The organism is Arthrobacter sp. 92 (assembly GCF_050260325.1).
GTDB lineage: Bacteria > Actinomycetota > Actinomycetes > Actinomycetales > Micrococcaceae > Arthrobacter.
Map to the genome: position 1 here is coordinate 3069720 of NZ_CP189863.1, position 25558 is coordinate 3095277.

Annotated in this window: 20 protein-coding genes and 1 pseudogene; 10 read left to right on the forward strand and 11 right to left on the reverse strand. The window is 63.8% G+C overall.

What is annotated here, in order from left to right; genetic code table 11:
* Nucleotides 1–5 precede the first annotated feature (5 nt).
* Genes ACP4XC_RS14245 through ACP4XC_RS14265 form a run of 5 tightly spaced genes read right to left on the reverse strand, consistent with a single transcriptional unit; the run spans nucleotide 6 to nucleotide 5796 of the window.
* On the reverse strand, nucleotides 6–1244 hold the full coding sequence (locus tag ACP4XC_RS14245; protein WP_427170722.1) for a CaiB/BaiF CoA transferase family protein: 1239 nt from the start codon (nucleotides 1242–1244) through the stop codon (nucleotides 6–8).
* Nucleotides 1231–2121 (reverse strand): enoyl-CoA hydratase/isomerase family protein, encoded by an 891-nt coding sequence (locus tag ACP4XC_RS14250; RefSeq protein ID WP_427170724.1) that lies wholly within the window; start codon nucleotides 2119–2121, stop codon nucleotides 1231–1233. The genes ACP4XC_RS14245 and ACP4XC_RS14250 overlap by 14 nt, the downstream gene beginning before the upstream one ends.
* Entirely contained in the window at nucleotides 2118–3092 is a 975-nt protein-coding gene (locus tag ACP4XC_RS14255) for an ABC transporter permease (RefSeq protein ID WP_427170727.1), read from the reverse strand. The genes ACP4XC_RS14250 and ACP4XC_RS14255 overlap by 4 nt, the downstream gene beginning before the upstream one ends.
* Nucleotides 3089–4624 carry a sugar ABC transporter ATP-binding protein gene (locus tag ACP4XC_RS14260; RefSeq protein ID WP_427170730.1) on the reverse strand — a complete coding sequence of 512 codons (1536 nt, stop codon included), beginning with the start codon at nucleotides 4622–4624 and terminating at the stop codon, nucleotides 3089–3091. The genes ACP4XC_RS14255 and ACP4XC_RS14260 overlap by 4 nt, the downstream gene beginning before the upstream one ends.
* Entirely contained in the window at nucleotides 4624–5796 is a 1173-nt protein-coding gene (locus ACP4XC_RS14265; protein ID WP_427170732.1) for a sugar ABC transporter substrate-binding protein, read from the reverse strand. Before ACP4XC_RS14265 ends, ACP4XC_RS14260 begins: the two co-directional genes overlap by 1 nt.
* A gap of 241 nt (nucleotides 5797–6037) precedes the next feature.
* Here ACP4XC_RS14265 and ACP4XC_RS14270 point away from each other — a divergent pair, with 241 nt between their 5' ends.
* On the forward strand, nucleotides 6038–6832 hold the full coding sequence (locus tag ACP4XC_RS14270; protein ID WP_427170735.1) for an ArsR/SmtB family transcription factor: 795 nt from the start codon (nucleotides 6038–6040) through the stop codon (nucleotides 6830–6832).
* Nucleotides 6833–7947: 1115 nt separating this feature from the next.
* On the opposite strand, the gene ACP4XC_RS14275 is transcribed toward ACP4XC_RS14270, so the two are convergent.
* The gene (locus ACP4XC_RS14275) at nucleotides 7948–8616 is read right to left on the reverse strand and encodes a response regulator (RefSeq protein WP_427170738.1); all 669 of its coding nucleotides are present in this window, start codon (nucleotides 8614–8616) and stop codon (nucleotides 7948–7950) included.
* Nucleotides 8594–10270, reverse strand: a complete 1677-nt coding sequence (locus ACP4XC_RS14280; protein ID WP_427170740.1) for an ATP-binding protein — start codon at nucleotides 10268–10270, stop codon at nucleotides 8594–8596. Before ACP4XC_RS14280 ends, ACP4XC_RS14275 begins: the two co-directional genes overlap by 23 nt.
* Before the next feature lie 409 nt (nucleotides 10271–10679).
* Here ACP4XC_RS14280 and ACP4XC_RS14285 point away from each other — a divergent pair, with 409 nt between their 5' ends.
* From ACP4XC_RS14285 to ACP4XC_RS14295, 3 genes are all read left to right on the forward strand, one after another.
* On the forward strand, nucleotides 10680–11537 hold the full coding sequence (locus tag ACP4XC_RS14285; RefSeq protein ID WP_427170742.1) for an ABC transporter ATP-binding protein: 858 nt from the start codon (nucleotides 10680–10682) through the stop codon (nucleotides 11535–11537).
* Nucleotides 11534–12406 carry an ABC transporter permease gene (locus ACP4XC_RS14290; RefSeq protein ID WP_427170744.1) on the forward strand — a complete coding sequence of 291 codons (873 nt, stop codon included), beginning with the start codon at nucleotides 11534–11536 and terminating at the stop codon, nucleotides 12404–12406. Before ACP4XC_RS14285 ends, ACP4XC_RS14290 begins: the two co-directional genes overlap by 4 nt.
* A 69-nt stretch (nucleotides 12407–12475) precedes the next feature.
* Entirely contained in the window at nucleotides 12476–13588 is a 1113-nt protein-coding gene (locus tag ACP4XC_RS14295) for an ABC transporter substrate-binding protein (protein ID WP_427170746.1), read from the forward strand.
* Nucleotides 13589–14582: 994 nt separating this feature from the next.
* Here the strand turns inward: ACP4XC_RS14295 and ACP4XC_RS14300 are convergent.
* Nucleotides 14583–15191, reverse strand: a complete 609-nt coding sequence (locus ACP4XC_RS14300) for a hypothetical protein (RefSeq protein ID WP_427170748.1) — start codon at nucleotides 15189–15191, stop codon at nucleotides 14583–14585.
* Nucleotides 15192–15442: 251 nt separating this feature from the next.
* Entirely contained in the window at nucleotides 15443–16069 is a 627-nt protein-coding gene (locus tag ACP4XC_RS14305; RefSeq protein WP_427170751.1) for a TetR/AcrR family transcriptional regulator, read from the reverse strand.
* Nucleotides 16070–16172: 103 nt separating this feature from the next.
* Between ACP4XC_RS14305 and ACP4XC_RS14310 the strand changes: the two genes are divergently transcribed.
* Both ACP4XC_RS14310 and ACP4XC_RS14315 read left to right on the forward strand, forming a co-directional pair.
* Entirely contained in the window at nucleotides 16173–16961 is a 789-nt protein-coding gene (locus tag ACP4XC_RS14310; protein WP_427170753.1) for an SDR family NAD(P)-dependent oxidoreductase, read from the forward strand.
* Between the two features lie 76 nt (nucleotides 16962–17037).
* On the forward strand, nucleotides 17038–17895 hold the full coding sequence (locus ACP4XC_RS14315) for a PhzF family phenazine biosynthesis protein (RefSeq protein WP_427170756.1): 858 nt from the start codon (nucleotides 17038–17040) through the stop codon (nucleotides 17893–17895).
* 285 nt (nucleotides 17896–18180) lie between these two features.
* Here ACP4XC_RS14315 and ACP4XC_RS14320 read toward each other — a convergent pair whose 3' ends face one another.
* Entirely contained in the window at nucleotides 18181–18480 is a 300-nt protein-coding gene (locus ACP4XC_RS14320; RefSeq protein ID WP_427170759.1) for a LysE family translocator, read from the reverse strand.
* 333 nt (nucleotides 18481–18813) lie between these two features.
* On the opposite strand from ACP4XC_RS14320, the gene ACP4XC_RS14325 reads away from it, so the two are divergent.
* The 4 genes and pseudogenes from ACP4XC_RS14325 (at nucleotide 18814) to ACP4XC_RS14340 (ending at nucleotide 25047) form a co-directional block, all read left to right on the forward strand.
* Nucleotides 18814–19368 carry a CGNR zinc finger domain-containing protein gene (locus tag ACP4XC_RS14325; RefSeq protein WP_427170761.1) on the forward strand — a complete coding sequence of 185 codons (555 nt, stop codon included), beginning with the start codon at nucleotides 18814–18816 and terminating at the stop codon, nucleotides 19366–19368.
* A 526-nt stretch (nucleotides 19369–19894) separates the two neighbouring features.
* Nucleotides 19895–20326, forward strand: a pseudogene (locus ACP4XC_RS14330) (glycoside hydrolase family 32 protein); the annotation flags it as partial.
* Nucleotides 20327–21137: 811 nt separating this feature from the next.
* Nucleotides 21138–22733, forward strand: a complete 1596-nt coding sequence (locus tag ACP4XC_RS14335) for a glycoside hydrolase family 68 protein (RefSeq protein WP_427170763.1) — start codon at nucleotides 21138–21140, stop codon at nucleotides 22731–22733.
* Between the two features lie 373 nt (nucleotides 22734–23106).
* Nucleotides 23107–25047, forward strand: coding sequence for a glycoside hydrolase family 32 protein (locus ACP4XC_RS14340; RefSeq protein ID WP_427170765.1), 1941 nt, complete (start codon nucleotides 23107–23109; stop codon nucleotides 25045–25047).
* 45 nt (nucleotides 25048–25092) lie between these two features.
* On the opposite strand, the gene ACP4XC_RS14345 is transcribed toward ACP4XC_RS14340, so the two are convergent.
* Nucleotides 25093–25293 (reverse strand): PfkB family carbohydrate kinase, encoded by a 201-nt coding sequence (locus ACP4XC_RS14345; RefSeq protein ID WP_427175115.1) that lies wholly within the window; start codon nucleotides 25291–25293, stop codon nucleotides 25093–25095.
* Between the last annotated feature and the right edge of the window lie 265 nt (nucleotides 25294–25558).

Here is a 25558-nt window from a genome sequence, read left to right on the forward strand (position 1 = left end):
ACGGTTCATAATCCGGCGTTGCCGACATTGCCCGGGTCCGGGTGGACATGGACAGGACCGGTGATGATTCCCGCCGCCACCAGGCGGGTGATTTCCGCCGCCGGGACGCCGAGTTCCGCCGCGATCTCCAGCGTGTGTTCACCCAGCATCGGCGCCGGTCGGCGAAGCCAGCCCTTTTCGCTGCCCTGGACCTTAACCGCCTGGCCGAGCACCTTCATGGTACCCAGTTCAGGGTGTTCAACGGTCTGCACCATGCCCAGAGCCTCTGTAATCGGATGATTAAGGGCCTGCCCGAGGTCCAACACGCGTCCACAGGGGACGCCGGCGTCGTTGATCAGGGGAATCCACTCCTCCGCACCCCGTGTTGAGAGGACCTCCTCGATAAGACGGCGCAATTCCGCGCGATTGGTCATGCGCCCGGCGTTGTCAGCGAATCTTGCGTCCTCGGCCAGGGCATCCAGGCCCAACACCGTGCAAAGACGGCGCCACATCTTCTCGTTGCCCGAGGCCAGGGTCAGCGACGCGTCACGGGTCTTGAACGTGCCCTGCGGGAACATGATCGGGTGATCGTTCCCGTCCCGTCCCGGGATGATGCCCAGGCTGAGGTACTTCTGGGCCTGATAAGACATCAGCGTCAGAGTCGATTCCATCAGGGAGGATTCGACCAGGGTCCCTTTTCCTGTCCGGTCCCGCTCGTGCAGGGCCGCCAGGACGCCGACGGCCGCGAAGACGCCCGTGGCTGAGTCGCTGATGGCAATACCGACACGCAACGGTCCGGTCTCCTGGGTCCCGGTCACACTCATCAGCCCGGACATCGCCTGCGCCGTCTGATCGAAACCGGGGAGTGCGTCCCCTGGAGGTTGTGTGCCGAACCCGCTGATGTTGACATAGATCAGCCGTGGATTGCGGGCACGGAGGGCGTCTGCTCCCAGACCCATTGTTTCGGCCGTACCGGGCCGGAAGTTCTGCACGAAGACATCGGCGTCATCGATGAGCCGGAGCAGCAGCTCCCGGCCTTCGGGCTGTCGGAGGTCGACCGCAAACGAGCGTTTGTTCCGGTTCGACGCCAGGTAGTAGACGCTTTCGTCCCCCTGGAACGGTCCGGACTGGCGGGCCGGGTCACCGTTTGGAAGGGTCTCGATCTTAATGACATCGGCCCCGAGATCCGCCAGGAGCATCGTCAAGGTCGGTCCCGAAAGATAGCGGGTGAGGTCGATGACTTTCAATCCGTCAAGAGCGGCCATGAGAGGGGGTCCTTCCGTCAGTGAATTTCGGTGCCCGGCCGGCGAGGAAGGCGTCAATTCCTTCGCGGAGGTCCTCTCCCCCGTAGGCCTGGGCGTGCAGTGCCCGGATCAGTGTGTGCTGGTCGGTGACCGCCGGGTCGGCGGCCAGGGCGGTCACCTGTTTGGTGGCGCGGACCGTGACCTCTGAGCTTTCGGCGATGTTCCAGGCCAGCCGGGCTGTTTCGGCAACGAGTTCACCGGGGTCGACGACCTTTTGAACGAGGCCCCAGGCAAGGGCCTGGTCTGCGGTGGCGAGGGCACCGCTGTAGACGAGGTATTTGAGATTGGCGGCCCCGATGAGGCCGGCGACGGCCCGGGTTTCGGTGAGCCCCAGGGTCACCCCGAGCCTTCCGATCGGAATACCAAAACGCGATCCTGTGCTGGCCAGGCGAACGTCGCAGGCCGTGGCAAGTTCGCATCCACCCCCGACAGCCAGGCCGGCGATCATTGCGATCACCGGAAAGGGAACGGACTGAACTCCCTGCAGTGCCGCGGCTATTGCACTGTTGTACCTGTCCGCCGCCGCGGTCCCCAGCCGCTCCGCCGGGAACTCGGAGATGTCGGCGCCGGCGCCGAAGGCCCGTCCGCCGGCCCCGCGCACAATAACGACCCTGACAGCGGGGTCATCGCCCAGGGCGCTGAAGACCGTGGTCAGGCGCTGCCAGCCCGCGAGGTTCAGCGCGTTGTGCTGGGCGGGCCGGGTAAGGGTGACGACGGCGACGGTCCTTCGCCCCAGGGACAGTGTTTGGACGGCGATCATGTCCTCAACGCTCTCCGGTGAGGGCTCCGCCTCCAGGGCGGAGAGCAGATCCGCGGGGGCTTCGCCGATGCCGGTCATCCGTTGTCCAATGGAACGCGGCGCCGGGAGAGCTGGGACAAGGCAACCGCCACCAGGAGTGCGCCGCCATAGAAGAGCTGCTGGACGTAGGACTGGATTCCCATCAGCTGCAGTCCCGTGATTCCGGTGACCAGGAAGTACACGGCGATGGCCGTTCCCCACGGATTGAATCTGCCGGGCATGATGCTTGTCGCCCCCAGGAACGCCGCGGCGAACGCGGGAAGCAGCAGGTTCGTCCCCGAGGTGGGGTCGGCACCGCCTGAGGTCCCGGCGTAGAGCACTCCAGCGACCGCGGCCAGGGTCGAGGACCCCATCAGGGCACCGACCCGGACACGTCCGACACGGACACCGCTGAGCTTGGAGACGTTCCGGCCCCGTCCGACGAAGAGCAGGCGGCGCCCCACGGAGGTGTATTCCATGATCCACCACAGCAATGCGCACAGTGCGATGGCGTAAAAGAACGCCAACGAGATCCCGGCGAAGCGTTTGACGATGACCCAGTCCACCAGGGTGTGGGAAATCCCCGAAATAGTGGCGGAATTACTCACCCAGAGCGTGATTCCACCCAGGAGCGTGCCCATGCCCAGGGTGACGATCAGGGATTCAATCCCGAAGAACACCATGATGATTCCGTTGAGGAAACCCACGACAAGGCCCATCGCGAGGGAGGCGATGATAGCCGCCCAGATCGGCCAGCCGTACTGGACATTCAGAATGGCGATCATCATGGCCGAAAGGGTGAGCACCGCCCCGACCGAGAGGTCGTAGTCGCCCGCGGTCAGGGGAACGATCAGCGCCAGGGTCAGGACGAGGAGGACGGCCTGGGAGCCGAACATGGTCTGGAACGTTGCCGGAGTCAGGAACACATGGGGGTTGGCGATGCCGAAGCCGATGATCAGCAGCAGCCACGCCCCCGGCAGTGCGATCCGCTGGACCAGGCTGAGCCGGCCCGCGCCCTTGAGAGAGGTCATGAAGCCTCCGCGGGGTGGACGTCCTGGCCCACTGCGTACGACTGCTCCGAGATCTCTTCCTTGTTCACGTGGTTTCCGGTCAATTCCGTCACGATCCGCCCCTGCCTGAATACCAGGACCCGGTCGCAGATCAATGCCAGTTGCTCGTGGTCGCTGCTCGCGCATAGCACAGCCATCCCTTCCGCGGTCGCCGACCGCAATACGCTGAAAATTTCTTCGCGGGCGCCGACGTCGACGCCCTGTGTCGGTTCATGGACCATCAGCAGCGACGGCCTGGTCTGCAGCCACTTAGCCATGAGGACCTTCTGCTGGTTGCCGCCCGAAAGGCTCGAGCACGGCAGGGACGGATCGTTGGGCCGGACCTGGAAGGCCGAAAGGACTTTCCGTGCCTCCTCGCGCATGCGGGCACGGCGCAGGATGAGGCCACTCTGGAAACGGTCCATGGTCTGCATGCTGACGTTGTCCAGCACGGAGAGGGAAAGGATCGCCCCGTCGCGTTGACGGTCGGCCGGGACAAGGGCCATGCCCGACCGGAAAGCCGCGGTCGGGTTTTGGCCCCGCAAACGCACGACTGATCCGTTCAGGGCCAGGGTGCCGGTCTCGGCTTTGGACGCCCCGAACAGAAGGTAGGGAAGGTCCTCGAAGCCGGAGCCCGACAAACCGGTCACCCCGAGGATTTCTCCCGCGTGAACGGCAAAGGAAGCCTCGGCCACGAGGCCGCCCTTGAGTCCGTCCACGACCGCGACCGGCTTGGTTGCCGCGATCTGGGCGGCGCTGCGGTGAGAGACGGCCTTGAGCTCATGGCCGACGATCAGATTGACCATCTCCTCGCGGCTGGTCTGATCCGTGGCTCCGCTGCCGACAACGCGTCCGTCCCGGAAAACGGTGAAACGGTTGGTCAGCCGTTTGACCTCTTCGAGGTCGTGGGAGACAAACAACACCCCGGCCCCTCCGGCGGCAACGTTGCGTGTGAGGTCAAAGAGCATCTCGGTGTCATCCTGGGGCAGGAACACCGTTGGTTCATCAAGGACCAAAAGACCGTTGCGGGGTGCACCGGAGACAGCCCTGACAATTGCCAGCAAAGCCCGCTCCACAGGCCGAAGCGCACTGACAGGGGCCGAGGGCTCCAACCGGACGTTGTACTTCCTGAACAGTTCCTTTGCCTGGCGGCGCCAGGACTTCCACGGGATCCCGGCGGAATGTCCGGTCGAGATCTCGTCGAGGAACAGATTCTCCAGAACGCTCAAACTCGGAATCAGTCCCAGGTCCTGATGGACGAACCTCATCCCGAGGCCCTTGTAATCGCCAGGGGCAAGCGGAAGCCGGACTTCGCTGCCGTTCACCACCAGGCGGCCCCCGGGATCCGGCTCATGGAACCCGGCGAGGACCTTGATGAGCGTGGACTTCCCGGAGCCGTTCTGGCCCAGGAGTCCGTGGATTTCGCCGGCGTTGACCGTCAGATCGACCCCTTGCAGTGCCTTGACCCCGCCGAAGGTTTTGGCCAGGTTGCTGATCTGCAGGACGGCGGGCATTACTTCACGCCCCAGAGGGCCTTGTATCCGTCCTGGAACTTCGCCGGATCCCCGTAGCCGTCCTTCTGGTTCGCGGGAGTTCCCGTCTCGTTGACGTTACCTTCATCGAAGAGGCGCAGCGGGGTCTTTTCACTGGCAATCGGGGCCGCACCGGAGAGGACACGAAGGACCTGGTCCATGTTGGCCCAACCCAGCCACTGAAGGGGTTCGCCGATCTCGGCCGCGACGAGGTTCTTCGCCTGGATCATGCTCAGCACCGACGCTGTTCCGTTGTAAGCGACGATTTTGACGCTGCCCGTCTTACCGGCCTGGGTGATACCCGTGACCAGGAGCGGGGTCATCCCGTCAAATACCGGGACAACATAATTGATGGAGGGATCACTGAGCAGTGCGGCCTGGACCTGTGTGGGGACGTCCGTGGCCCAGTTGGAGATCGGGATGTTCGCGACCTTGGCCGAACAGCTGTCCGGGCAGCGGGCCTTGAGCTCGTCGCTGAACGCCGAGGCAATGCCCGCACTGGGCTGGACTTCGTTGGAGGCCACAAAGTAAGCGTTGACGTGCCCGCCGGACTGCGCGATCGCATAATCAGCCATCAGCGTGCCTGCACGGTAATGGTGGGCGTCCACGAACGCTGTCACATCAGGCAGGTCCTTCTTCGCCGTACCAATGTAGGACTCGTCATAAAGGTGGGTGCTGATCACCGGGATTCCCGCCGCCTTGGCCGCGGCAATCTGCGGCCCGAGCAGTTTCGGGTCCGGTGAGCCCTCGAGCACAATCGCGTCAACTTTTTGAGCGATGGCGCTGTCCATCCCCTGAATCCACTGCGGCACCTGGCCCTGGTTCGTGAACTGGACGACCTTCACCCCGGCGGCCTTGCCGGCTTCCTCCATCGCGGCGTCCACAATCTGGTTGAACGGAACGGTGCTGTTCAAACTGATGTTCGCCACCACCTTTCCCTTCGCCTTGGAAGCATCGAAGGCCGGGCCGGGCGCCGTAAAGGAGGGGGTGGCTTTCGCCTGATCGATCACAGCCTTAACCGCGGTGGTGTCGATGGCGGGCTTCTGCGTGTCGGGTCCCGTCGTGCTGCCGCCCTCGGAACAACCAGCCAGCGCCACGACCGTCATGGCGGCCAGGGAAAGTGTCAGTGCCCTGAATCGAGTAGTGCGCTTCATTGCGGTTCCTTCAGTGGGTTCGGGCAGCAGGGCGGCCAGCCAGGCTGCGTGATACACATCACCCTACTCCGTGTTTTGACTACTGTATACAATTTCGCCTGACCCTCAATGATTCCGGGAGCCGACGCATTCGAGCCCAAGCATCGTGTTGGATTTGGGATCCGCCCTCTGCGCCGCCTCACGGACGGTCATTTGATCGAGCCTGATTGGATACGCAGGTATTTACCTGCATACTGAGGTTATGACTGAGGTGTTCCGGGCTTTGGGTGATCCGACCCGCCGTGCGCTGCTTGACCGCCTCCACCAGCGGAACGGCCAGACCCTCTCCGAGCTGTGCCGGGGGCTGGGCATGGCGCGGCAGTCCGTCACCCAGCATCTGGGGATTCTAGAGGACGCGAACCTTGTCGCCGTCGTGCACCGCGGCCGGGAACGGCTTCACTACCTCAACCCGGTACCGCTCCAGGAGATCCAGGAACGCTGGATCAGCAAGTTCGACCTGCCGCGAATGGATGCGGTCAGCACCATCAAGAAACGAACAGAGGAAACCGCTATGACAAAACGCCCTGATTACGTCTACGTCACCTACATCCGCGCATCGGCCGAGACCGTATGGGACGCACTGACCAGCGAGGAACTGACGGCACAGTTCTGGGGCCACAGCAACGTCTCCACCTGGGAGCCGGGCCAGCCCTGGAAGCACGTCCGCACCGACGGCTCCGGCATCGCCGACGTCACCGGCCGCGTCGTGAAAAGCGAGCGCCCCACCCGCCTCGCGATCACCTTCGAGGACCCGGCCGGCGGGACCGAATCTCCTTCGCTGGTCACCTTCACCATTGAGGAATACAAGGAGATCGTGAAGCTCTCCATCGTGCACGAAAACATTCCGACCGCCGAAGACGCCGAAGCCGCTGCCCTCGGCTGGGCAGCAGTCGGTTCCAACCTCAAATCGCTGCTTGAGACCGGCAAGGTCCTGCCGCAGGCGCCCTGGGACATGCCCGCACAGATACGCGATGCCCAGATGCGCGCAAGGGACTAGTCTCTGACGATATCCAGCAGACGAGCGTGGATCGGGCTCCACGTAGGTTGAAATTCCCCCGACGGGGTCAGGACATCCCGCGGTGACGGTCGCAAGCGCCCTCGGTGAGAAGCATCTGCTTCGCGGCAACGACGCCGGCGCTACGGGCGTCAGAATCAACGACGCCGGCGGCTGGCTCATGTTGCCACCCTTGGACCTCATGGACCAGGGCCGCTTGAGCGTCGCCTTCGAAACCGGCGGCGCCGCGTTCGGCCTCTGGCAGCCCAAGGCACACCACGGCTTTCCCGCTACAACGAACCCCTGGCCGTCACTTGGCACGAGCTCCACACCCGCGACTTCCAGGCCTCCCGCGAGTTCCATGCCAAGGTCCTCGGCCACACCCACACAGACATCACCGACGGCGAGAACTTCGTGTACGCCACCTCCGAACGCCCCGATGGGCAGACCCCCGCCGCATCTGTCATGTCTGGGCCCCAGTGGTGTGGATCCGTCAATCCGGGACGAACAACGGGCAGACGTCAGACTGGTGGATGGTCCGGCGCACCAGGTTCCGGTTCCCCGTCAATATCTGTCATCACGCCACGCCACCGGGCGCGTCCAACGCAGGGTTAGGTTTCCTGCCACCAAAGGAGGCCCTGCGCCGGTACTGGGCCGACTTCGGCTTCCAAGAAGCGCCCGGGACTATCTCGCGCTTGGTGCCATAGCTGACGCCTTCGACGCCTGAGCTACAGCCCCAGGGCCACATGGGGCGGCGTAGGAAAAACTGAAATATCGCCGAGCTTTTGCCGAGCATCGTGGCTGGGATTTGGCTCGATCGGCCCTCTTGGGTGCCTACATCCCGCGGCGGATGGTTCCATCGACTGTGCCGATGGAGGCAACCCCCGTTGCCGGGGCCGAGTCCGTGGGAGATCCAGGTCAGGTATCGGCTCACGCCCGCGGGCATCGCCACTTGTTCCCGGCGAGTTCCTTTGAGGCGCCGTTGGCAGCCGTCGCCTAATCCAAGGTAAGGCCGCAGCTGAGTCCCATTGATGCTCAGGTGTCCGTGGCGAGGTTACAGCACGGTGTGTGCTGTCCAGTTGGGGCTTCCTGGACCAGTGCACAGGATGCCCCCACTTCTAGGTGGCCGTGTAGGAGTTCAGCGGCCGGCCGGTGCTGCCGTACTTGAGGTTCAGGCTGAGGAGGCCCTTGCGCTCCAGCGCGCTGAGGTAACGCTGAGCTGTCGGGCGGCTGATACCGAGGTGGTCGGCGACCTCCGCGGCGCTGATGGGACCGCCGGCGGCGCGGACGGCGTCGAGGGCTTTCTGCATGGTGGGCTGCAGCCGAGGCCCCGGGGCGGCGGCCCTGGCCCCGGCCGAACGGGCGTTGTACAGGCTGTCAACGGTTGCCTGGTTGGCGGCTGATGTCGATTCGAGCTCCTGTCGCCAGTTCCGGTATGCCTCCAGCTGCATGCGGAGCCGGTCAAAGCTGAAGGGCTTGACGAGGTAATAGACTGCGCCGCGGCTCATGGCTGACTTGATCGTGGCCAGGTCCTGGGCGGCGGTGATGATGATGGAATCGACCTCGGTTCCGGCCGCCTGCAGGGACCGCAGCAGGGAGAGCCCATCCTCATCCGGAAGGTGCACGTCCAGCAGAAGCAGGTCCGGGTTCAGACGCGCGATTGCCTCCCGCGCGGCCGCGGCGCTGTATACCTGGCCCACGCACTCGAAGCCCTCAACCCTGGCGACGCGGGCAGCGTGGATTTCTGCGACCCTGAAATCGTCGTCAACTACCAATGTCTTGATCAACGCTTGCGCTCCTGTCCTTGTCTGCAATGCCCGGGTTTCCCGGGTTTGCCGGCAGCCACACCTCAAAGTTGCCGCCGGGCCCGGGGAACACATCAAGGGTTCCCCCGGCGCGGTGCACGATTCTCCTCACGAGGGCCAGCCCGATTCCGCGGCGCATGCCCGGTCGGGGGTCTTTAGTCGAGTAGCCGTCCACCATCACCTGGTCGATCTTGTCTGCGGGCACCCCGGCTCCGTTGTCGTGTACGGCAATGAAGACGCCGTCGGCGTCGTCAAACTGTACCTTCACCATGCGCGGACGGGGCCTGTTGGCCAGCGCGTCCACGGCGTTGTCCAGGAGATTGCCGACGATGGTCAGCAGCTCCGCCTGGTCCGCCTGCGGACGTTCCAGCCGGGACTCGGCGGTCACCTCGATTTGCACGTCCTGTTCTGCGGCAACCGTAATTTTGGCCAGCAGCAGGGCTGCAAGCTCCGGCGGCGCGATCCGTGAGCGCAGCCCTTCCCCGAGTGATCTGGACATGGAGGATATTTGCGAGACGTAGCTCCTGGCCTGGTCCACTTCCCCCATCTCGAGCAGGCCGTCCACGACGTGCAGCCGGTTGGCGTATTCATGCTCCAGGGCACGCATGGCTTCCATCAGCCCCTGGATGGAGTGCAGGTCCCGGACCAGGCTCTCGATCTCTGTGCGGTCCCGCAGGGTTATGACGGACCCGATGCTCCGCCCGGCGGTCGAGACGGCCATGCGGTTGACCACCAGCAGGGACTCCTCCGTCAGCGCCACCTGGTCAGCGCCGGGGAGCTTGCCGGTGAGAAGGTCCCGAAGCCGCCCTTCCGGAATCAGATCGGCAACCGGCTTGCCCAGCGCCGTCCCCTCGATCTGGAGCAGCCGCCGCGCCTCTCCGTTGATGACCGTCACCCTCCCGTCGTCGTCAAGCCCGACGACGGCCTCCCGGATCCCGTGCAGAAGCGCCTCCCGCTCCTGCAACAGCGAGGCGATCTCCGCCGGCTCAAGGTCAAAGGTGACACGCTTGATCCGGCGGGAGAGCAGCAATGAAGCGCCCACGCCCAAGGCCAGGACCAGGGCCGAGAATCCCACTATCAGCCAGATGTTCTGGACCTGGTTGTCTACGACCTGGGTTTCCTCAATGCCCACCGACACCTGGCCTATGACAGAGCCGTTCGCCCCGAAGATTGGGGCTTTGGCGTTCGCCGACATGCCCAGGCTGCCCGGGTCGAGCCCCACGTGGGTTTCGCCGTCCAGCACTGCGACCGGTTCCTCCAGCTTCTGGCCAATCAGCGCAGGGTCCGGGTGGGAAAACCGGACGCCGTCGCGGTCGGTAACCACGACGTAGGCCGGCTGAGCGGCGGCCGCGATCTCCCGTGCGAGCCGGTCGATGACGTGTTTGGGATCCCCGGCCGCGAGGGCGGAGCGGATCTCCGGCATCTGCGCGGAGGTAGCAGCGATGCCAAGGGCACGCAGTTGATACTGCCGGTCCAGGGTCTGGTTGCTGATCAGTGTGAATAGAAACCCGCCCAAGACGACCGTGAGGAGCAGCAGCGAGAGCGAGGCCAGGAGGATCTGGGTGGTCAGGGTTGAAGAACGGGCTCCCGTCCGGAGGCGCCTTGCAGCCGACGCGGGCATCAGTGGAACACCCATACAGGCAGCGCATTCACCGTGGCGCAGAAAACGCACGAAACATGCACTTTTGCTGTTAAGGCACACAACTTACCGAAGCCTTCTGCCACAAACAATCATTTTCTAAGCTTCACATAGTTTCCGTGATTGACATCACGCAGGACTTCCAAGGAAGGGAAATGACAAGGGTGTCAGAACTATCAAGTAGCAGACCACGGGGCCATCCCGTCGGCCGGCGGCATAGTGCAGGGCTGACGCTCCAGCGTTTCGGCAAGCTGCACAACCACGGACAGCGCAGTTCATATTGCCGCTGGACCAAAGGAAGCCGCTGGACCGAAAGAAACCATCGGGCTCTCATGGATCCCCGGCACCGCCGTGGGATCCCCAACCACCGGCCATAAGAACCGAAAGACAAAGAGGTCTTACCACGATGAATGCTAATAATCCCAAGCGGCCCCCCGCGGCCCCCGAGAGAACCGAGGACGCGGCCGGCATCGACATCGTCGGGCTGACCAAACGTTACCTCACGCCCAAGGGAGAGACATTCACTGCCATCCGGGACGTGACGCTCAAGGTCGAACCTGGCCAGTTTTGCGCGATCGTGGGACCAACGGGTTGCGGCAAGTCAACGACGCTGGCCCAGGTCTCCGGCCTGGAGCGGCCAAGCGCCGGCTCGGTGAGTGTCCACGATCAGATCGTTGACGGCATCACCAACGGTGTCAGCTACATGTTCCAAGCGGACGCGCTCTTCCCCTGGAAGACCGTCCTCGGCAATGTCTTGATCGGCCCGGTCCTGCTCGGTACCCCCAAACGCGAAGCCACCGTGCTCGCCATGGACTGGCTGCGTCGCGTCGGTCTGGCCGGCTTCGAGGACCGCTATCCGCACCAGTTGTCCGGCGGCATGCGCAAGCGTGTCGCCATGGCGGCGGCACTGATCAACAACCCAAGGATCCTGTTGATGGATGAGCCGTTTGGCGCCCTCGACGTGCAGACCAAGGCCATCATGCAGAACGAGCTGCTGCAGCTCTGGGAGGAACTGCGCCCCTCTGTCCTGTTCATCACGCACGACCTCGATGAGGCGGTGGCGCTCTCGGACAAAGTCGTCATCATGACCAGCAGCCCCGGCACCATCAAAGACGTCTTCGACATCGATCTTCCCCGACCGCGCGGCGATGTCCAGCAAATCCGCCACGAGGGGCGCTTCCTCGAACTCCAGGGCAGGATCTGGGAATCCCTGAAAGACGAAGTCACCCGCGCCTACAACCAATCGGCAGGTGCGGCAGCATGACAACCACAATCCATAGGGAGGCTCCGGTGAACGAGCAAGCCACCGAGCTCAAGGCCTCCGCCCGGCGTACCATGACGCGCCGCACGACCTGGGTCTGGATCGGCCGGGCCATCCTCGCGGTGGTCGTGATCGGCGGCTGGCAATGGTTCACGACGGCCGGCTGGGTCGACAAGTTCTTCTTCGGCCAGCCGTCCGAAATCTGGACCAGTCTGGTCAACCTCTTCACCCAGGGCACGGCATTCGGCACCATCTGGGAGAACCTCTGGATCACGGTGCAGGAAGCGTTCATGGGCTTCCTGCTCGGCACGCTCGTCGGCGTCGTGCTCGGGATCCTCCTGGGCTCAAACAGATACCTGTCAGAAGTCGTCGGCCCGTACATCCGGATAGTGAACTCAATCCCCCGAATCGTGCTCGGCTCGATCTTCATCGTGGCGTTCGGCCTCGGAGTCTTCCCGAAGGTGCTCCTCGCGGCGGTACTGGTCTTCTTCGTAGTCTTCTTCAACGCCTTCCAGGGCGTCCGGGAAGTGGACCAGAACCTCGTCGGGAACGTGCGCGTCCTGGGCGCATCCCCGCTCCAGGTCGCGATCCACGTGACAATCCCGTCCGCCATGACCTGGATCATCGCAAGCCTTCACACCGCGTTCGGCTTCGCGATCATCGGCGCACTCGTCGCCGAAGTGCTCGGCGCCCAGCAGGGAATCGGCCTGATCATCAGCCAGGCACAGGGAACCTTCGATCCCAACACCGTCTTCGCCTGCATGGTGATCATTGCCGCGATCACGCTCGGCGCCGAAGCCCTCATCACCCTGCTCGAGCACAAGCTGCTCAAATGGCGTCCGCCGAACCGTTCCGAAGCCCAGACGATCTGACGTTCCCCGGCATCCATTCCACTTACCCCACGCTCGAATCCTCAGAATAAACGAAGGAAACGTACACCCATGATGAAAAACAAGATCTACGCCGTCGGCGCTGCCGGAGTGATCGCACTAAGCCTCGCGGCCTGCGGCACCAGCTCCGGAAGCGGCAACAGCAGCAGCACCGCAAGCGGCAGTGCTGCCGCCGACAACAGCTCGATGCCCACCGTGAAGCTGATGGTCGGCGGCATCGACAAGCAGATCTACCTGCCCTACCAGCTCGCACAGCAGCTCGGCTTCTACCAGAAGTACGGCGTCAAGATGGAACTGTCCACCGAGTCCCAGGGGGGCGTCGGCGCCGAGGACGCAATGGCCTCCGGGCAGGTGGACATGGCCGGTGCCTGGTATGTCCACACCGTGGACTTCCAGTCCAAGGGCAAGGCCGTCACCAACCTCGTCCAGCTCTCCGGCGCCCCCGGCGAACGCATCATGTGCAACCCCGCGGCCAACGTCCATTCCGCGGCCGACCTCAAGGGCAAAACCGTCGGCGTCACCGACCTCGGGTCCGGAACCGATGAACTCACGCAGTTCATCACTGCGAAGGCCGGTCTCTCCAAGACCGACTACCATACCCTCGCCGTCGGCTCCGGAGCGACGGCCATCGCGGCCATCCAGCGCGGGTCCGCCGACTGCGTCATGACCACGCAGCCGACCGTCGGGGCCCTCGTGAGCAAGAACCTCGCCGTTCCCGCGATCGACCTCGCGACGTCTGACGGTGCCAAGGCGGCGCTTGGCGGCACCCTGCCGTCGGCGGGCCTTCTGGCACAGGCAGACTGGGTCAAGTCCCATGAGGACGCAGCGCAGAAGGTCGTCAACGCCCTCGTCGACACGATGCATTGGATCAGCACGCACTCCGCGCAGGAGATCGCCGACAAGTTGCCCCCGTCCTTCGTCCAGAACAGCACGATCAGCAAGGACCAGTACGTCGCCGCGCTGAACCAGGACAAGGGCCAGTTCCTCCCGGACGGCATCATGCCAGCAGGCGGCCCCAAGACGATCTTCGACGAGGAGAAAACGATCGGCGTTGACACCTCCAAGGTCAACATCGCCGACACGTTCGACCTGAAATATGCGCAGGCCGCGCTCAAGCTCGAGGGCTACACCGCCACGACCACACCGGCCGGCAACGACGGGTAATCTAAACCCCACTTGGAAGGGACGGCGTGACGACGCCACCGACCGGCCTGCGTGGTACTTCCACGCAGGCCGGTCGAACCTCTTCCGCCCGTCCACCGCCTTCGCCCACAAGGGCGTTGACCAGAACTCGCCAGTAGGTCAGGACGCTAAAATACATCCGCGACCCGACGGCCGCCGAAATGACCGATCCCGTACCCGCGGAAACTACGCAACTGTCGGCAACGATGCTTACGCCCGCTGAATCCCGGGTTCTTCCGCCGGGCCCTCACCCTTCTGTGGCTGCACCTGACTCGGCGGATACCCATCATCCAGATTCAGAATGCGTCCCCGTCGTCCACCGATAAGAAGCGCGAGCACCTCATCGACGTCATGATCCGCGGGGCGCCCAAAACGGACTGCGGCCCGGAGATGGACGATTTCGCGGCCATCGTCTGGGTGAAGCGGGCGAGCGACACGGATGATGAGGACGGCGGGCAGCGACAGGGTGTCGCGGCCAGGACGGCGAATAAGACCCGCGTGAAAAGCGGCCCATGGATCCTCTGGACAGGGGGATTTCAACTCTGCCACGAACTGGGTGTTGTCGCGCTTTGGGGGTGCGGCCCGAAGCTGTGGGGGCATGCGGGGGTCTGTTTCGGTCGGCGAGGGGGACACTGCCCTCGGCTGGGTTAGGCGTGGGGTTGCTCTGCTCAGACATCAAATAGCTCCGTTCGTAGGAGGGGCATCGTTCAGGGCTTCGCTCACCACCGCCAGCCCACCAAAGCCGCGGAACCCACCGCAGTGAACCGGCGATCGTGCACAGCCTCCAACCCCTCCGGTACAGCACCACCGGCACCTCCCACAGACCGCCGCAACCGTCCCCCGACCCACCCCGGGACGGGGCCGCCTTTTCCCCCTGACAACACACGGCGGGACGGCACCCGGGCCCGGACACAGGAATGGCCGCCACATCCTCCGTGACGGCCACCCCTGCCTCCCCCTACCCCGCAGGGTGCGGTCACCGCCCCGCGGCGGACTTCCGGAACCGGGACCACAGCCACGCCGCGGACCCGATAACGAGAATCGCAAAGACGCCGACGATGATGAACGGTGCAGGCCCCGTCGCGTCCGACGCCGGGGTGCTCTGAATCGGTTCCGCCGTCGGCGTCGCCAAAGGACTCGGCGCGACGGAGTGTGTGGCTGACGGCGTCGCACTGGCCGTCACAGAAGGGGCTACAGCGGCCGGCGTGTCCGACGCGGCAGCAACCGTCGCCGGGGCCTCGGCCGGGACGCCATCGATAACAGGATTCCCTGCACGGGCAACGCCCTTGACCGGCTCGCCCTGGACCGCGGTATATCCGTTCGGCGCCTCGTTCCGAACCGGAGCCGGAGCCGGAGCCGGAGCCGCCGGAACGTACACCTGCGCCGGCGCCGGCGCGTACACCGGGGCAGGTGCCTGGACCGGCGGAACATACGGCGCCGGAGCAGGAACGTACGGGGCCGGCTGCCCCGGGGCACCCCCACCACCGCCAACAATGGTGCCGGCCTGGCCAGGGACCGTGGACCCGCCGCCGCCGGTGGAGACGGTGCCACCTCCGCTACTTCCGCCGGTACCGGTGGGGAACACATTGCGGCGCCGTTATTGAGGACGATCGGAACGAACCCAGGCCCGCAGGTGAGGGCCTGGGCGCTCCCCCATGGACCAAGCCCGGGACGCCCGGCCCACCAGACATAAGGGCCGGCCTTCTTCAGTCAAAGACCATGAAGAACACCCGCAAGCGGGTGCACCGCACCACCTGAATGGCCGTCACCTTATGTCTGACGGCTGGTTCGGGCTCAACGGGGGTTTATGACGCCGAGTTCATCTAAGAGAGCGTCTCATGCCCCGATTCCCGAGGCTCCGTGAGGTGCGGGAATGCCTGCGACCATTCCTGCCCACAACAGGTCTGTTGTGGCAGCGGTCAGGGCGTCGCTGGAAGTTCCATCCAGGAGGTTGCCCGCCGCCAGCACAGCGGCTCCGTGCAGGCTCACGAAGCAGACGAGCGCGAGCATCTCGCGGTCCCCTGGCGCCAGCTCCCCGGCCTCCTGGGCTTCAGCGATGAGCGCCCTGGCGACCGTTATGCCGCCTTCGCCGATGCTGCGCAGTTCATTGCTGGCATCAGGATGGTGCTTGGTGGAGTGCATCACGGTCAACAGGACCGGATGGGCGACCGCGAAGTCCACATAGGCCCTGGCGATCCGGACAAAGCGTGACCGATGGCCTCCGGCGGCTTCGGACGCTCCTGTGATCCTGGCATTCATGCTGCGGAAACCGTCAAGGGCGAGGGCATCGAGAAGCGCCTGCTTGTCACGGAAATGCTTGCCGGGTGCCGCGTGGCTCACACCCAGGTCACGCGCGAGCTGCCGCAGGGAAAGTCCCTCGACTCCTGCTTCTTCGATGACTTCCCTTGCGCGGGCGAGCAACGCCTCGCGGAGCTTGCCGTGATGGTAGGGCTGATCGGACATAAGATCAGTATAGCTACAAAGTAGTCATTGACTACTTTAGTGTCACTGTTTACTATGTAGGCATTGGCTACATAGCGTAGCCGCCACACGGAATGGATTCGACATGACCATGAGCTACGCCGGAACCACGGCACTCATCACTGGGGCGAGCTCGGGGCTCGGCGCGGAGTTTGCCGCACGCTTTGCAGCGCGTGGGGCCAATCTTGTGCTGGTGGCACGGCGCACGGACCGGCTTGAGGATCTCGCCCGGAAGCTGCGCGACTCGGACAGTATTTCAGTGACTACGCTCTCGAAGGACTTGAGTCGTGCGGGAGCCGGAGCGGAACTCGGCGAGGAGCTCGCCGGCCGGGGCATCCGCATCGACACCCTGATCAACAACGCGGGCTTCGCCACGAGCGGCCCGTTGGTCAAGGAAGACTCCGCGGTCATCGCCTCGGAGATCTCCCTCAACGTGGCCTCTCTCGTCGAGACCACGCGGGCATTCCTCCCCGAGATGCTCGCCGCCGGGAGGGGCGCCCTCATCAACGTGGCCAGCACCGCAGCTTTTCAGCCGGTACCTGGGATGGCGGTTTACGGAGCAACCAAGGCATTTGTCCTGAGCTTCACCGAAGCCGTGGCGCATGAGACGAAGGAATCCGGCCTTCGCGTGCTCGCGCTCTGCCCGGGGGCTACCCGCACCGAGTTTTTCGATGTACTCGGGAGCCAGGCCGCAGCGGTCGGCCGGCTGCAGAGCGCCAGCCAGGTCGTCGACGCTGCCCTGCGCGCTCTCGATCGCCGCACTACACCCGTTAGCGTCGTCTCAGGCTTGGGAAATCGCCTACTGGCCGGCATCGCCCAGCGCCTCCCCCGAAACATCTCCCTCGCCATGGCCGGCAGAGCCGTACAGGATTAGCCCTGCAGTCGCATTTCGCTTCGCCCTGTTTGTCTTCGCCACGCCCGTATCTTCACAACCCACCGAGGATGTAGCAATGAATCAGCCACCCGACGTACTTCGTTATGCCGCCTTTACCAGCACCCCCGACGGGGGAAATCCGGCGGGAGTAGTCCTGGACGCAACCCGCCTCGACGGCGCCCGGATGCAGGCCATCGCGGCCGACGTCGGGTATGCGGAAACGGTCTTTGTCACGGAGGCGACGGTTGACGGAGACTCCCGCCGGAACCGTGTGCGGTACTTCTCGCCGATCGCCGAGGTGCCGTTTTGCGGCCATGCCTCAATTGCTTTGGCCGTCGCGCTGTCAGGGCGAGATGGCGCAGGGACCTTTGTTTTCGACACCGCTGTGGGGTCCGTCGTGATCGAGACTGCAGGCCACGGCGCAGCGGTAACGGCATCCTTCACGAGCGTGGAGCCTCAAGTCGCCGAGTTCCCCGACGGCGTACTGAGCACCCTGCTCGGGTTGCTCGGCGTAGGCCCGGACGAGCTGCACCCCGAGTACCTTCCGATGATCGCTTTTGCCGGAAACTGGCACCCCATTCTCGTCTTCGCTGATCGAAGGACTTTTGACTCATTCGTGTTCGACCCGAATCGCATGCGCACGCTGATGGACGCCCAAGACTGGGCTGGCACCGTCACGACGCTCTGCGAGACCGGGCCGGGCGAGTTCGACTCACGCAACCTCTTCCCGGTGGGCACCATCACTGAAGATCCGGCGACCGGCTCGGCAGCCGCTGCCTTCGGCGGATACCTCCGCCTGCTTTCACTTGTCGAACCACCCAGCCGCGTCGTGGTGCACCAAGGCAGCCATGTCGGCCGCCCAAGCATGCTGACTGTCGACATTCCTCCGACCCGCGGGATTATCGTCAGCGGTGAAACCGTCGAGATCGTTTGAGCCGTACGGGCTCTATACCGCGGTGCGATTCTGCTGTGGCGTTTGGGGAATCCTGAGCGGACGCTTTCAGGGACAGGGAGGTTGGGGCATTCGTAACCAACCGACAGCACCTTCGGATGCTGCGTAATTTCATGGGCGGAGGACGCAGTGGTCAGTCATGCTGGGATTCCCCGGTCGAACATCCGGATGGCTAGGGCTGCAGGCACATAGGCGGCCCACGCTAAAACCGGCCGCGCCGGGCGGTGTGGGCACGCGGGCCCGGGCGAACTCTCATCCTCAGAATCGCTATATGCGTGCCTTTTCCGGTACTTCCCGCGCGAGGAGGACCGCCACCAGGCCGAGCGCCGAACCGGTGACGCGTCGCTGCCACTTCGTCCAGTCCGGCCGGCCTGAGAGGAATGAGGAGATCGACCCGGCACCGAGGACGATCAGTGCGTTCACGAGTATGCTCACCGCGATCTGGATCGCTCCGAGGGAAAAGCCCTGGACAGTTGCTCCTCCCCGGCCCGTATCGATGAACTGCGGAATGAGCGCAAGGTACATCACGGCTGTTTTTGGGTTCAGCAGGTTCGTGAGGAGTCCCATGCGGAAGAGCTTGCGTGCATCGCGAGCCCGAGGTTCGCCATCGTCATGTAGACGAGGAAGCCAGTACATGTACCTGCGAGAGAAATCATCCCAGCCACTGGCCCTTGACTCACACTGCGCGAAACCAGGTAGACCATGTTCGGGCCCGGCATGAGCACCATGCCGAGTGCCGTTAGAGCCATCCCGCTTGCCGCGACCATCGAGACCCCCGTTCCGAAGTCTGTCCCCGCGATCACGAGCGCACCGTCCTGCTCGCTGGATACCTATATCGTGCCTGCGGATCGACAGCCCAAGGAATAATCATCATGCCTCCAACAATGATGTAATAGCCATATGCATCTCAACCCTTACGGTGAGTACGCGGTACTCCTCGCCGCCTCGTTGGCCAACGATTGGCCAACCGATAGGGACGCTCTCGTGCAGCGGACTCGTGAGTTCGGGATGACGATGGACTACGGACTCTCCGCCGGAGACGATCATCGGCAAACCCGCGACGTCATTGATGCGTGGCTCTCAGTCGTCGATGAACGCAATCCACGGAACAGGGCCGATCTGTTGAACGCCCAGATGGCTGCAGCCGCCGCCTATCCGCGCCTCACCGATCACGACGGTGAAGGATGGCATCTTCACTACCGCGACCTCGACCAGGCTCTTCCACAGGTATTGCTCGCCGTGATCAGTGTCGGAACTGCACTGCACCTGAGCACTCGCGGCGCTCATAGGCTCAGCCGGTGCGCCGCCGGGATGTCATCAGATGATCCCTGCAGGGCCGTCGTGGTCGATGTCACCCGCAACGGTCGCCAGCGCTACTGCTCCGTACGCTGCGCAAACCGTGACAACGTCCGCAAACACCGCGCCCGTGCGAAGCAAGACCGCATCGTGTCGTAAACCGGTCCCCAACCCCGACACTCTCCGCCCACTCCCCAGCCCCGTAAGGGAACTCCCGGAGTGTGGAACCACACCCAGCGGTGCAAACGCCGCCGCGGCGAACTCGCCCCTCCGAAGGTCAAGCTCCTAGACGATGCAGCTCCCGGATGGCAGACCGGGCGGACCCGTGGCTGCCCTCCCCAGCGGTGACCGGAAGGTTGCGTCTCCAGCGACCCGGAGGTCACGCCCGCCAGTAGACATACATCGGCTCTCGAGTCCCCCAGCTTGGAGAGCCGGGAGCCTCCGCGCTTGAGTCTTGGACTCGCGCGGAGGCTTTCCTCATACGCCCAACAGAACCAAGCTGTCGCCAAGCAACAAGCGACCCCACATGGTTGTGCCCACCGAGGGTTTGATTAAACGCTTGACCGAATTGAAAAACAAATTTAGAGTTCAGGTGCTAAAGCGTTTGATCTCGACGTCTGGCTCTCTTTGGCCCGTTGCGCAGCCGGAAACCTGATGTCTGTTTTTCAATGAAGAGGAACCAAACATGACACATGAAATTTCTCGGCGTCACATCCTGCAAGGCACAGGAGCAGGAGCACTCGCCCTGTTCATGAGTAGCGCCATACCCGTCACCGCCGCCCACGCCCAGGGGTCACTGCGGGCCGTTTACCACATGACACCGCCATCCGGCTGGCTGTGCGACCCACAGCGCCCGGTGTATGCCAACGGCGCCTACCACCTGCACTATCTCCACTCCGCGCAGAACGACGCCCCAGGCGGATGGGACCACGCGACAACCACCGATGGTGTGGCCTTCACTCATAACGGAGTCGCACTGCCGCTGCAGACGAACTTTCCCGTGTGGTCGGGATCGGCAGTCATCGACACTGCAAACTCCGCTGGCTTCGGCACAGGTGCGATCGTCGCGCTCGCGACGCAGCCCACCGACAACATCCGCAAGTACCAGGAGCAGTATTGGTGAGCAGCAACAGAGCGGTTTTGGAGCGACTGTAGTCAAAGGCCCGTTCCAGGGCCGGGAAGTACTTCGAGCAGCTGGGCCTGCTGGCTGTTGATCGCCCGGACTCGGTCCGCGGATGCTGCTGCGATTTCCCGGGCCCCTGCGGACATCAGGCAGAGAGCGGCCACGCCGGGGCAGCCTCGGGCGGAACTAGTCGCAGAGACAGCTATAACGCTCGGCTGTACACCCAGCACCTGAGCCATCGAAAGAACCAAGGTGACTATGAGTTCTTCCGAGCCATTCCCAACCAACCGTCACAAACAAGCCCCGCCCAACGCTGCCCTCCTGGGCTCCTAGGCTCCTAGGCTCCTAGGCTCCTAGGCTCCTAGGCTCCTAGGCTCCTAGGCTCAGCGATGATCCCGTACCGCCGTCTTGGGCTGGACAAGTGGCGACTACGGAGCAACAAACAGGAAAACAGCCTGCCACGTGGAAATTAAATCATATTTATTGTGAAACATTTGACTCAGCGCTGGGAGCATGGCACGCGCGCGGAGAGTATGCAAGCGCTTACACAACCTTAGTTCGAAGCCTCCTTGGTGTCTGAAATGTGTTTTTGAATCTTCGCCCGCGCTGTCTACGGTGTTGAACGTCCCGCGCATCAATACGCTCCCGGGCCACCGGACGGGACCCTACCCAGGCCCCGTCCCCTCGATGCAACGGCGCCCTCGATGACGCCTGCGGTGTCGCCGGGGCTGTCGGAGCGTCGGGGAACGAGGGCACACGCCCGTCTTCCACGAACAGTCTCAACTCCGCGAGAAGAGCAAGAAAAATGCACGAGCACCCCTTTACACCCCGGATGTTGCGGTGGCGTTCTGTCGCCGCAGCACTGGCGACGGCCATAGTGGCCTCCGCCTTCCTTTCCGTCCCGTCGGCACAGGCAAACGCGCCCTCGGATCCGCCGCCGTCCCAGCAGATGCCGGCCCCAACGCCCGGCTTCCCCCTGCCCACGAAGCACACCCAGCAGCCGTTCGATCCGGCCGCGGCCTTCACCTCCAAATGGACGCGCGCCGACGCCAAGCAGATCATGGCCCAAAGCAACACAAACGTGGCTCCCGGTCAGAACTCCATGAGCCCGGATGTCACAATGCCGGAGATCCCCGAGGATTTCCCGAAAATGAACGACGACGTCTGGGTCTGGGACACCTGGTCCCTGACCGACGAGAATGCCAACCAGATCAGCTACAAGGGCTGGGACGTCATCTTCTCCCTCGTTGCCGATCGCCACGCCGGCTACGGCTTCGACCAGCGCCACTGGAACGCCCGGATCGGTTATTTCTTCCGCAAGACCAACGCCGACCCGGCCAAGGACAAGTGGAATTACGGTGGGCACTTGTTCCTGCCCAACACCTCCATCGGCAACACCGAATGGTCCGGCTCCACCCGGCTCATGCAGGGCGACCACGTCAACGTGTTCTACACCGCCACCACGTTCTACGATGTGGCCGAACGGAACGCCGGCGGCGGCGGCATCGCCCCGGACGCAGCCATCGCCAAGGCGCTGGGCAACATCCACGCCGACCAGAACGGCGTAAGCTTCGACGGCTTCGAGCACACCAAGCTCCTTGAGCCGGACGGCGTCATGTACCAGAACAAGGCCCAGAACCCGGGTTTCGCCTTCCGGGACCCGTACACGTTCGCAGACCCGGCGCAGCCCGGCAAGACTTTCATGGTCTTCGAAGGCAACACCGGCGGCAAGCGGGGCGACTACAAGTGTAAGGACGATGACCTTGGCTACCAGCCCGGCGATCCCAATGCCGAGAAGCTCAACGAGGTCAACAGCAGCGGCGCCTCCTACCAGACCGCTAACGTTGGCCTGGCCGTCGCGGACAACAAGGACCTGACCAAATGGCACTTCCTGCCGCCCGTCTTGTCCGCCAACTGCGTGAACGACCAGACTGAGCGCCCGCAGATCTTCATCCAGAACGAGAACGGCAAGAACAAGTACTACCTGTTCACCATCAGCCACCAGTTCACCTACGCGGCCGGAATGCGCGGCCCGGACGGCGTCTACGGCTTTGTGGGCGACGGCATCCGTTCCGACTACCAGCCGATGAACAACAGCGGCCTGGCCCTTGCCTCGCCGACGGACCTGAACCTGCCAAAAGAATCCCCGGAGGCACCTACCCCGAACCAGAACGGCCGCCAGTTCCAGGCCTACTCGCACTACGTGCAGCCCGGCGGCCTGGTGCAGTCCTTCATCGACAATGTGAACGGTGTCCGCGGCGGTTCACTCTCACCCACCGTGAAAATCAACTTCCGCAATGGAGTTTCGGCGGTTGACCGCACCTTCGGCCAGAACGGTCTGGGCCCGTTCGGGTACCTGCCCACCAACGTCAAGGTCGGCGGAGCCGGCCTCTATAAGTAGTGCAGTAATTAGGCAATGACAGGGAGGAGGCGCCCGGAATTCCGGGCGCCTCCGTCCTCCGTATGTACGGGCCACAGATGATGCAGGCTGGCTTCCCAGCTCTGGAAAGCGCCCGGCGATCCGGGCTGGACCCGCATGTCGGGGACAGAAGACTAGCGCTTCTCCGGGCCGGCATATCAATGCCGCGCGGGGTCGGAGCGGCTTCGCGGCACCACCAGAACCAGGAATGTTGGATTGTGAAAAACCTTGTACGCCCGCTGGCGCTGAAGTATTGAAGCCCTTTCGACACCGGCAGCCGCCATTTTGGGCAAGGCCTACAGTTTCTTTTGCCAGGATGATCCGCAAACATGTCGCAGAGAGGTCCTCTCCCGGAATGCTGAGCCACCGAACGATCTGGATTGTGGTGGCAGCAGCGGCCGCCGTCGTGCTGGTCGCGGTAGCGCTGGTCCTGCCGGCGGGATCCCGTCCCGCTGCCGAAGGCCAGGCCGAGCAGGCGCTCCTGGGCATCGCCGACGCTCAGGCCGAAGCCAAGGAATCCCAGGGGCGCTACGGCTCCTATTGGCTCAGCGGTGGCGACCGCACTCTTGAGAAGCTTACGCATCCGATCCGGACCGACGGCGTGGCCGACCTACGGAGTATCGAATGCCCCAACGGGTGGGTGGCAGCCGCACGGATCGGAGATGACGTCGAGGTGAGGTCAAGCCTGGAGGACCGGGTGGTCCATGCAGGATCAGGCGAGGTCGCCCGCCCGGAGTGCATGACTTCCGAAGCAGTCCAGTCCATGCTCGCGGATCTGGGCGTTCCACGGCATACGCCGGCACCCGCGGTTTCAGCTTTCGGCCGGCCCCAGGGGGCGTCCGAGTTCCGGCCGAGCTACCACATCACGCCCGGGAAAAACTGGATGAATGATCCGCAGCGTCCGATCCTGCTGGACGGGGTGTGGCACTACTACTACCTCTACAATGCCGGGTATCCGAAGGAGAACGGCACCGAGTGGTACCACCTGACAAGCACAGACCTGGTGCACTGGAAGGACGAGGGGGTGGCGATCGCCAAGTACAAAAACGGGCTGGGCGATATCGAGACGGGAAGCGCCGTGGTGGACCAAGACAACTCGGCCGGTTTCGGCAAGGGAGCCGTCATCGCGGTCATGACGCAACAGGGCCAGGGCATCCAGCGGCAATCCCTGTTCTATTCCACCGACAAGGGCTACTCCTTCACCGCGTATGGGCAGAACCCGGTCATGGACAACACCGGCAACCCGAACTGGCGGGATCCTAAGATCATCCGCGATGAAGCCCACGGCCAATGGGTGATGGCCCTCGCTGAAGGCAACAAGATCGGCATGTATACCTCGCCGGACCTGAAGGACTGGCACTACGCTTCGGGCGTCGAACGCGCCGGTCTGGGTACCCTCGAATGCCCGGATTTCTTTCAGCTGGATCTCGACGGTGATCCGTCCAAACGGACATGGGTCCTGGCCGCCAGCGCCAACGGGAGCGAAGAGGGATTCACCACTGGCGTTGCCTACTGGACTGGCGCGTGGGACGGAACCCGCTTCACAGCTTCGGAGGTGGCGCATCAGTGGCTCGATGCCGGCTCCGACTTCTACGCCGCCGTGACGTGGGATGATCCGAGGCTCACCGAAAGCCAGCGGATGTACTCCCGGCACGCCATCGGGTGGATGAACAACTGGACGTACGCCCGGCAGCTGCCCACCGAGGACTGGCACGGCGGCGCCGATTCCATTGTGCGCGACATCAGGCTCGAAACAGTCGCGGGCAGGCCAACCCTTGTGTCGAACCCGACGACTGCCATGAAGTCTATTGAAGGCCCGGCGGCAACGACTGGGGAGCGTCGAATGACACAGGATGGCTCAGGACAGCTACCGGTTCCCGAGGGCGGGGCCTACCGGCTCGATGTGGCCCTTGAGCGGAGGGCCGGAGACGACGGGTCCGAAGCGAGGATCGAACTCGGGAGCGACAGGGGAACTTTCGCGACGGTCGCATATGACTTTGCGAATGAATCGGCATTCATCTCCCGCGATGCTGATGCTGCCGCCATCGGCAAGGCCGAGCTCAGTGCGGGCTACCGGGCATCGCGAAGCACAGCCAGCCCAGCGCGGGACGGGAAAGTCGAGCTAACAATCTTCGTCGACTATTGCTCGGTAGAGGTTTTCATCAACGGCGGGGAAAAGACCATGACGTCACTCGTTTTCCCCATCGGGGGGACGCCGAGCATCAAAGCCGTCACCGCCGGGGGTGCCCTGACGCTCAAGTCCTTCAGCTACAGGCGGTTAGCCCCGACGAACTGACCGGTCCTCGCAGGAACCAGGTCCTCGGCACCGGCCGGGAGGCCGTCAGTTCCCCCGGCCGTGGGCGGCCACGCCCGGCCCACGGACGGCGATAGCCGCAGCCTTCGACGCCGTGGGACCGAGGCTTTCCAAGGACGTCACGCCCCGGCCCTCCGCACCGGGGGCCAAGAGGCCGTAAATCAGGCCGGCCATGTAGGAGTCGCCGGCACCGACGGTGTCCGACACTAGGACCTGCTGCCCCGCGATGTGCGGTGTTGCACAGGAAAGGCCGCCAGTGACTCCTCCTCGGAGCGGGTCGGCGACTGTAACTCCAGAGCATTAGGAGGTAGCCGTGGCTGCCGTGATTGATGAGGGGGCGGTTGGCGGGCCGGATCCAGGGAAGGAAGCGTTGATTCCTTCCGTGTAGAGCTCAAGTCAACAAGAATGCAACTATTTTGCTAAAACGCTTGATCAAGCACTCAAGCGTGGGTATCTTTAGGTGATCAAGCGTTTTAGCAGACAGGACATCACC

Coding starts and splice junctions, on each gene's coding strand:
- ACP4XC_RS14245 (WP_427170722.1), bottom strand. CDS start 1,244: ATGGCCGCTCTTGACGGATTGAAAGTCATCGACCTCACCCGCTATCTT.
- ACP4XC_RS14250 (WP_427170724.1), bottom strand. CDS start 2,121: ATGACCGGCATCGGCGAAGCCCCCGCGGATCTGCTCTCCGCCCTGGAG.
- ACP4XC_RS14255 (WP_427170727.1), bottom strand. CDS start 3,092: ATGACCTCTCTCAAGGGCGCGGGCCGGCTCAGCCTGGTCCAGCGGATC.
- ACP4XC_RS14260 (WP_427170730.1), bottom strand. CDS start 4,624: ATGCCCGCCGTCCTGCAGATCAGCAACCTGGCCAAAACCTTCGGCGGG.
- ACP4XC_RS14265 (WP_427170732.1), bottom strand. CDS start 5,796: ATGAAGCGCACTACTCGATTCAGGGCACTGACACTTTCCCTGGCCGCC.
- ACP4XC_RS14270 (WP_427170735.1), top strand. CDS start 6,038: ATGACTGAGGTGTTCCGGGCTTTGGGTGATCCGACCCGCCGTGCGCTG.
- ACP4XC_RS14280 (WP_427170740.1), bottom strand. CDS start 10,270: ATGGGTGTTCCACTGATGCCCGCGTCGGCTGCAAGGCGCCTCCGGACG.
- ACP4XC_RS14285 (WP_427170742.1), top strand. CDS start 10,680: ATGAATGCTAATAATCCCAAGCGGCCCCCCGCGGCCCCCGAGAGAACC.
- ACP4XC_RS14290 (WP_427170744.1), top strand. CDS start 11,534: ATGACAACCACAATCCATAGGGAGGCTCCGGTGAACGAGCAAGCCACC.
- ACP4XC_RS14295 (WP_427170746.1), top strand. CDS start 12,476: ATGATGAAAAACAAGATCTACGCCGTCGGCGCTGCCGGAGTGATCGCA.
- ACP4XC_RS14305 (WP_427170751.1), bottom strand. CDS start 16,069: ATGTCCGATCAGCCCTACCATCACGGCAAGCTCCGCGAGGCGTTGCTC.
- ACP4XC_RS14310 (WP_427170753.1), top strand. CDS start 16,173: ATGACCATGAGCTACGCCGGAACCACGGCACTCATCACTGGGGCGAGC.
- ACP4XC_RS14315 (WP_427170756.1), top strand. CDS start 17,038: ATGAATCAGCCACCCGACGTACTTCGTTATGCCGCCTTTACCAGCACC.
- ACP4XC_RS14320 (WP_427170759.1), bottom strand. CDS start 18,480: ATGGGACTCCTCACGAACCTGCTGAACCCAAAAACAGCCGTGATGTAC.
- ACP4XC_RS14325 (WP_427170761.1), top strand. CDS start 18,814: ATGCATCTCAACCCTTACGGTGAGTACGCGGTACTCCTCGCCGCCTCG.
- ACP4XC_RS14335 (WP_427170763.1), top strand. CDS start 21,138: ATGCACGAGCACCCCTTTACACCCCGGATGTTGCGGTGGCGTTCTGTC.
- ACP4XC_RS14340 (WP_427170765.1), top strand. CDS start 23,107: ATGCTGAGCCACCGAACGATCTGGATTGTGGTGGCAGCAGCGGCCGCC.